Raw genomic sequence first — 7,378 nt, forward strand, 5'->3', positions numbered from 1 at the left:
CGCCGCCGCATCCGCCGCGCCGCATCCGCCGAGCGAAACCGCCGTCCGCAACGGCGCGCCGAACGCGCGAAGCATCCGCACGTTCGTGCCTGCGCGTTGCAGCGCCGCAACGCGCGAGCGCCGGCGCCCGGCCGCGTGCGCAGACCGCGACGCCGATGCCAATCCTGCGCGCGCCGCCGGCCTAGCATGGCCCTCCACTCCACCCCGCCGGCTCGCCGGGGAATGCCCGCCATGACAAGGAATCGTTTCGCCCGCCTCGCCGCCATCGCCTGCGGCGCGTTCGGCTTCGCCCTCGCGCTCAGCGCCAGCGCCGGCATCGCCGAATGCAACCATTGCCTGCGCGATTACTGGCTGTGCGAAGAGAACCAGCCCGATGCGCAGCCCAGCTGCCTGCAGCAGTACTTCGACTGCCAGACCGCCAACGGCTGCGAAGCGACGTTCCCGCCGGGCTGACGGCGCGCGCACCGCAACGGCCGCGCACCGCCACGCGCGTTTCGCGCCGCAGTCCCCACCGCATCATGCCGTCGCGCGCGCCACGGCCGCTGCCACGCATCGAACGCGATGCAGCTGCGCGCGAACGCGACGGCAGCGGCGAACGCATCGGCCGCATGCGCCGAACATCGCCACGCCCGACGCCGTGGCGACTTCCCAGGACAGCTCACCCGGCAGCACTCACCAAGGAGGTTCCATGCCCGCACCCCACCGCCGTTTCCACCTGCGCCTGGGCGCGCTCGCCGTAGCCGCGTTCGGCTTCGCCGCCGCGCTCACCGCCACCGCCGCCGTTGCGAACTGCGCGCAATGCATGAGCGGCTACTACGATTGCCGCGCCGCCGGCTACGACGCCGACTCCTGCCGCAACGACCTGTTCTTCTGCCAACGCGTCAACCGCTGCCCGCTGGAAGAACCGCCGGAAATCTGAACTGCGCAAGCATCCGCGCAGACGGCGCGCCGTCTGCGCGGACCGCGACGCAGTCGGCGTTGCGCCGGCTCGCGCCGCCCTAGCATGAGCGGGCCAGATGGACTGGCGACACATGAAGGAGGGTCTTGTGAACACACGGAACCGTAGCATCCGCCTGCGCCTGGGCGCGGCCGCACTGGCCGCGTTCGGCTTCGCCGCGACGATGACGGCGACCGCCGCCGGCTTCGGCTGCGACCACTGCGAAGGCCAGTATTACGCTTGCCGCTCGGCCGGCGGCGAGTACGAAACCTGCGTCAACGACTTCTGGAACTGCCAGACGTCCAACGGCTGCATGATCAGCCTGCCGCCGGATTTCTGATCCGGCGCCGGCGGCGCCCGTCGTCGCCCAGGCCCGCGGACGCGAGTTCGCGGGCTTTTTCGTCGCTGCGCCGCACGTGCGCCGGCACCGCCGCAGGCAGGCGCGCGGCCGACGCAACGGCTGCGCATACCGACATCGCGTTGGCCGAACCGCGGCCCCGACCGTATGCTGTGATCTGTTTCACTCAAACAAGGACTGTCCGCATGCAAGCACCCATCCGCCAGACCAGCGGCCTGGCGATCTTCAGCCTCATCGCCGGCGTGCTCGGCTGGACCTTGCTGCCGTTCCTGGGCAGCCTGGCGGCGATCGTCAGCGGGCATATGGCGCGCGGGCAGATCCGCCGCGAACCCGACCGCCTCGACGGCGACGGGCTGGCCATCGCCGGCCTGGTCCTGGGCTGGGCCTCGGTCGTCATCGCCATCCTCAGCGTGATCGTGTTCGTGGTTTTCTTCGGCGGCCTGGCCGTGGTCCTGGCGTTCCTCAGCCAACAGCACTGACCTTGCGCGCGGCATGCTGCGCCGCGGCTTGCCGCGCGCGGCCGGCGGCCTCTAGCGTGGCCCGGCCAGAAGGACTGGCGCCACGCACAGGACGCAACACCATGGAACTGCATTCGTTCAAGGCCGGCTCGCGCCGCACCGGCCTGGCGGCGCTCGCCGTCGCCGTATTCGGATTCGCCGCTTCGCTGACCGCCTCGGCCCAGATCGACCAATGCCAGCGCTGCCAGCAAATTCTCGACGACTGCCTGCTGCACGCCGAGACCCAAGGGCAGACCCGGGCCTGCGAGCAGGCCTACGCTCGCTGCATGAGCCCCATCGACTGTCCCGCGCCGGAAGCCTGATCCCCACCGCGCCGGCTGCGGCCGGCGCGGTTCCCGCACGCCGCGGCGCGGACCGCGCCGCTCCCGCCGCCCTCCCAGCCGCCGTTCGCGGCCGCCGGCGCACCGGCGTGCCAAGGATCTGCGTGCAAGCCGTTCGCTCGCGCTCGCCCGAGCGGTATCGATTGGGCGATAATCGGGCCTCCCCCGCCCGAGCCGTCCGCGCCGAACTCGTGTATAGCCTCGCCCGACCCTTCCTCTTCGGACTGGACGCAGAACGAGCCCACGGCCTTGGCCTGACGGCGCTGGAAACCGCCTACCGCAGCGGCCTCAACCCGCTGGTGGCACGCGCGCCCAAGCCGTTGCCGACCAAGACCCTCGGCCTGACCTTCCCCAATCCGGTCGGCCTCGCCGCCGGCCTGGACAAGAACGGCGCCCATATCGACGCGCTGCTGGCGCTGGGCTTCGGCTTCGTCGAAGTCGGCACCGTCACCCCGCGTCCGCAGCAGGGCAATCCGCGTCCGCGCATGTTCCGCCTGCCCGAGCAGCAGGCGGTGATCAACCGCCTGGGCTTCAACAACGAAGGCGTCGACGCGCTGGTGCGCAACGTGTCCAAGGCGCGCCGCCGCGGCGGCGGCCTGCTCGGCATCAACATCGGCAAGAACAAGGACACGCCGAACGAGAGCGCCGAGAACGACTACCTCCACTGCCTGGAGCGGGTCTACCCGCTGGCCGACTACGTCACCGTCAACATCTCCTCGCCCAACACCGCCGGCCTGCGCGAGCTGCAGGAAGAGCAGTCGCTGCGCCGCCTGATCGGCACCCTGCGCGAGGCGCAGGAAAAGTTCGCCGCGCGCGAGGGCCGGCGCGTGCCGATGCTGGTCAAGATCGCGCCGGACCTGTCCGACGACGACATCGAGGCCGCCAGCCGGGTGCTGAGCGAGCTGCAGGTCGACGGCGTCATCGCCACCAACACCACGGTCGCGCGCGAAGGCGTCGAAGGCAGCCCGCATGCGGGCGAAGCCGGCGGCCTGTCGGGCCGGCCGCTGCTGGCCCAGGCCACCGCGGTGCTGCGCAAGATGCGCACGCGCCTGCCCGAAACCATTCCCATGATCGGCGTCGGCGGCATCCTCGGCGGCGCCGACGCGGCCGCCAAGATGGCCGCCGGCGCGAGCCTGGTGCAGGTCTATTCGGGCCTGGTCTACCGCGGCCCGGCGCTGATCGGCGAATGCGTGGACGCGATCCGCCGGCGCAAGGAAGCCCCCAGCCGCGGCCACGTGCCGCCGCAGATTTGAACGCCTTCGTGCCGGCCGCCCGCGCCCGAACCGCCGCCATTCCACGCCATTCCGCCATCGCCAAGCCGTCGCGCGCATGAATCCGAACGTCCGCATCGTGCGCGATGCGCCGCTGCAAACCCGCAACACCTTCGGCGTCGCCGCGCGCGCGCCGTGGCTGGTATCCGTCGACGACGCCGCGGCCCTGCCCGAGGCGCTGGCCGCCGCGCCGCTGCGCGAGGGCTTCGCCCTGGCCATCGGCGGCGGCAGCAACCTGCTGTTCGCCGGCGATCCCGACGGCGCCGTGCTCGAACTCAGCGGCCGCCGGGTGCGCGTGCTCGAAGACGACGGCGAACGCGCGATCGTGCGCGCCGACGCCGGCACGCTCTGGCACGGCTTCGTCATGCAGACCCTGGCCGAGGGCTACGCCGGATTGGAAAACCTGGCGCTGATCCCCGGCACCGTCGGCGCCTCGCCGATCCAGAACATCGGCGCCTACGGCGTGGAAGTGCGCGAATTCGTGCACGCGGTGGAAGCCTTCGAGCCGGCCAGCGGCCAGTGGCGCCGCTTCGACAACGCCGCCTGCGCCTTCGCCTACCGCGATAGCCTGTTCAAGCGCGAAGCCGACCGTTACCTGATCGCCGCGGTCGAATTCGCCCTGCCGCGCCGCGCCGCGCCGAAGCTCGACTACGCCGGCATCGGCGAGGAACTGGCCGCGCGCGGCATCGCCGCGCCGACGCCGCAGGACGTGGCCGAGGCGGTGATCGCGATCCGCCGACGCAAGCTGCCCGACCCGGCCGTGCTAGGCAACGCCGGCAGCTTCTTCAAGAACCCGATCGTGCCCGCGGCGCAGGCCGAGGCCTTGCTGGCCCGGCACCCGGCGCTGCCGGTGTTCCGCGGCGACGGCGCCGACACGCGCAAGCTCTCGGCCGCGTGGCTGATCGACGGCTGCGGCTGGAAAGGCCATCGCGACGGCGACGCCGGCGTGTCCGCCGCGCACGCGCTGGTGCTGGTCAACCACGGCGGCGCCAGCGGCGCGCAACTGCTCGACCTGGCCCGCCGCATCGCCGACTCGGTGCGCGAGCGCTTCGGCGTGGCGATCGAACCCGAGCCACGCATCGTCGGCGCGCGCTGGTGAGCGCCGGCGCGCCCGCCGCGACGCCCGCACCGACGCATCCCATGCGCGCCGCCGGCCTGATGCTGGCGAGCACGCTGAGCTTCGGCGTCATGGCCATCGCCATCCGCCTGGCCTCGCAATCGCTGCATACCTTCGAGGTCGCGTTCTTCCGCAACCTGTTCGGGCTGACGGCGGTGCTGCCGCTGCTGCTGAGCGCGCGCCGCGCCGAGCTGCGCACGCGCCAGCTGCCCAAGTATTTCGTGCGCTGCGCGATCGGCATCGTGTCGATGCTGTGCGGGTTCTGGGCGATCGGCCACCTGCCGCTGGCGCAGGCGATCTCGCTGACCTATTCCACGCCGATCTTCGTCACCATCGCCGCGGCGGCGTTCCTGCACGAACAGGTGCGCGCGCGTCGCTGGGCCGCGGTCGCGGCCGGCTTCCTCGGCGTGCTGGTGATCGTGCGGCCGGGCTCGGCCGAGTTCTCGGTCGACAGCCTCGCCGCGCTGGCCGCGGCGGTGCTCGGCGGGGTGATCTCGATCCAGATCAAGCAGCTGTCGAAGATCGATTCGGCCAACACCATCGTGCTGTACACCTATGCGTTCTGGGTGCCGATGTCGCTGTTGCCGGCGTTGTTCGTCTGGCAGTGGCCGCAGGGCATCGCCTGGGTGTGGATCGTCGCCGCCGGCGTGTTCGGCACCGGCGGGCAGGTGCTGTGGACGCATGCGCTCAAGCTCGGCGAAGTCTCGGCGCTGACGCCGATCAGTTTCGTGCAGCTGCCGCTGGTGTCGATCGCGGGCTGGCTGTGGTTCGGCGAAAGCCTGGATCGCTACACCGTGATCGGCGCGGCGATCATCCTCGGTTCGAACGCCTACATCGCCCATCGCGAGGCGTTGCTGGCGCGCAAGCGCGCTTCGGCCGCGGCGACGGCGGGGGCGGCGCCGGGGGAATAGGTGGTGGCGTCGTAGTTGGGTTGGCGCGGTCGCGGCTCGCGCCGCTCCTACAGGGGCTTCGGCCGGTTCGTATCCGACTGTAGGAGCGGCGCGAGCCGCGACCGCGCCAACACAACTACGGCGAAACCTCCGCAACGCAGCGCCACCGCCGAAATCATCGATACCGGTCACATGGTGCAGCGCACGAACCCTCGCCGCACAACGCGCTCCTGCGGCCGCTCCAGCGGGGCAATAACGGCCACCCGCGGCCACATTCGCGGCCAATCTCGCCCCGCGCGGAAAAACCCGGCCGCGGCCGATTGACCCTGCCCCGGCCCCGACGTTATCCAGACGCTGCAGTACGGAGAGGAACCGGCCGCGCGCACGCCCTAGCACGCGCCGGATGCGCGTTTCGCTCTGCCTTCATGACGATCACAGGAGAGGACTCATGGCCGCATTGAGCCGTTACGTCGCCGTCGCCCTGGTGGGCGGCGCCGTCGCGTTATCCAGCCTGCCTTCGCAGGCCGAACAGGGCGATTACGGATTTTTCCAGACGCTGCGCAACTTGTTCTCGCCGCCCAAGGCCGACAACAAGGTGCAGCCGCAACAACGCACCGGCCACTACCCGCTGCTGAGCCGCGACGCCGCGCGCGCCGACGGCTTCGACCCCGGCGCGTACTACCAATGGCAGACCGTGCAGCTGCCGGCCGAAACCGGCGCCATCTGCGGCAACGGCTCGCCGTACAAGATCTTCGTCAACCGCGTGCCCAGCACCACCAACACCATCATCTACATGGAAGGCGGAGGCGCGTGCTGGGACTACGCCAGCTGCACCGGCGCCACCGGCGTGCGCGGCGCGCGCAATCCCAACGGCGTGCCCGACGATTACATGAAGCTGCTCAATCCCGGCGCCAGCCTGGTCAGCCCGTTCGTGACCCGGGTGAGCCCGTTCGACGCGGTCAAGACCCAGGGCTGGAACATGGTCTACGTGCCCTACTGCACCGGCGACATCTACAGCGGCGACAAGGTCGCGGTGTACGACGATCCCAGCGGGCAGAAGCCGCCGCTGGTGTGGCACCACAACGGCCTGCGCAACAGCCGCGCGGTGATCTCCTGGCTCAAGGACAACCTGCCGCGGCCGGCGCAGATGCTCAACACCGGCTGCAGCGCCGGCGGCGCCGGCAGCCTGATTTCCTACGACACTTTCCGCAGCAACATCGCACCCACGCGCGGCTTCCTGATCGACGATTCCGGCCCGATCTTCCCGACGCCGAAGAACGGCAACCCGGCCGAATATCCCTCGCAGCCGCTGATGACCAAGATCCGCGACGTATGGGGCCTGGACGCGCCCAACGGCCCGCTGCAGTTCCTCGCCGCCGGCCTGCCGCAGATGGACCTCAACGAGCTCGGCTCGATCTATCCGGCGCTGTCGGCCAAGCACAGCGGCGACCGCCTCGGCCACACCCATTTCTGGCAGGACCTCAATTACTCCTCGTATTCCTACGAGCGCTTCCACGACGATATCGCCCAGGCGCCGAACCAGGCGGCGAAGGAAGCGCTGATCCACGCCAAGTGGGGCACCGACACCCAGCGTTTGTCCGCGCGCCTCAACGGGCTGGACAACTTCGGCGGCTACTTCCCGCAGTACCGCGCGCTCAACGAGAGCCACTGCACCACCATCGTCGACTTCAAGAACGGCGACGTGCAGGCGCAGAACCTGGAGCTGAAGTCGTTCATCGACTCGGTGCTGGACGGCAACGGCAAGGTGCTCGACGCCAGCGAGAGCAGCGACGCGGCCGACAAGGCCAAGCCGTTCAATCTGTTGTACTGGCTGGTCGACCAGTTGATCTGAGCGGACCGACGGCATGAAGCGCAACACCGTCATGCTGGGCCTGGCCCTGACCGTCGCGGCGCTGGCCGCGGCGGTCAGCCTGGGCTGGCGTCCCGCCGGCGCCGGCCGCGCCGCG

10 protein-coding genes are annotated in these 7,378 nt (G+C 70.6%); all 10 read left to right on the forward strand.

Features of this window, described 5'->3' with window-relative positions; translation table 11 throughout:
* A partial coding sequence (locus A7A76_RS10290; RefSeq protein WP_206411124.1) for a hypothetical protein occupies positions 1–235 on the forward strand: 235 nt, incomplete at its 5' end.
* Positions 232–453, forward strand: coding sequence for a hypothetical protein (locus A7A76_RS10295; RefSeq protein WP_206411125.1), 222 nt, complete (start codon positions 232–234; stop codon positions 451–453). The genes A7A76_RS10290 and A7A76_RS10295, both read left to right, overlap by 4 nt.
* Positions 454–688: 235 nt before the next feature.
* The gene (locus A7A76_RS10300; RefSeq protein WP_206411126.1) at positions 689–919 is read left to right on the forward strand and encodes a hypothetical protein; all 231 of its coding nucleotides are present in this window, start codon (positions 689–691) and stop codon (positions 917–919) included.
* 127 nt (positions 920–1,046) lie between these two features.
* Positions 1,047–1,277 (forward strand): hypothetical protein, encoded by a 231-nt coding sequence (locus A7A76_RS10305; protein ID WP_206411127.1) that lies wholly within the window; start codon positions 1,047–1,049, stop codon positions 1,275–1,277.
* Positions 1,278–1,480: 203 nt separating this feature from the next.
* Positions 1,481–1,774, forward strand: a complete 294-nt coding sequence (locus tag A7A76_RS10310; protein ID WP_206411128.1) for a DUF4190 domain-containing protein — start codon at positions 1,481–1,483, stop codon at positions 1,772–1,774.
* 101 nt (positions 1,775–1,875) lie between these two features.
* Positions 1,876–2,115 carry a hypothetical protein gene (locus A7A76_RS10315; RefSeq protein WP_206411129.1) on the forward strand — a complete coding sequence of 80 codons (240 nt, stop codon included), beginning with the start codon at positions 1,876–1,878 and terminating at the stop codon, positions 2,113–2,115.
* A 209-nt stretch (positions 2,116–2,324) separates the two neighbouring features.
* On the forward strand, positions 2,325–3,386 hold the full coding sequence (locus A7A76_RS10320) for a quinone-dependent dihydroorotate dehydrogenase (protein ID WP_206411130.1): 1,062 nt from the start codon (positions 2,325–2,327) through the stop codon (positions 3,384–3,386).
* Positions 3,387–3,462: 76 nt separating this feature from the next.
* The gene (murB, locus tag A7A76_RS10325) at positions 3,463–4,503 is read left to right on the forward strand and encodes a UDP-N-acetylmuramate dehydrogenase (RefSeq protein WP_206411131.1); all 1,041 of its coding nucleotides are present in this window, start codon (positions 3,463–3,465) and stop codon (positions 4,501–4,503) included.
* Positions 4,504–4,544: 41 nt separating this feature from the next.
* A complete protein-coding gene (locus tag A7A76_RS10330; protein ID WP_206411132.1) occupies positions 4,545–5,432 on the forward strand; it encodes a DMT family transporter in 888 nt (295 codons plus the stop codon).
* Positions 5,433–5,859: 427 nt separating this feature from the next.
* Positions 5,860–7,263: a pectin acetylesterase-family hydrolase gene (locus A7A76_RS10335; RefSeq protein WP_206411133.1), complete on the forward strand. Its 1,404-nt coding sequence runs from the start codon at positions 5,860–5,862 to the stop codon at positions 7,261–7,263.
* The last annotated feature ends 115 nt before the right edge of the window (positions 7,264–7,378 follow it).

This window comes from Lysobacter enzymogenes (genome assembly GCF_017168095.1).
GTDB classification, from domain to species: domain Bacteria; phylum Pseudomonadota; class Gammaproteobacteria; order Xanthomonadales; family Xanthomonadaceae; genus Lysobacter; species Lysobacter enzymogenes_D.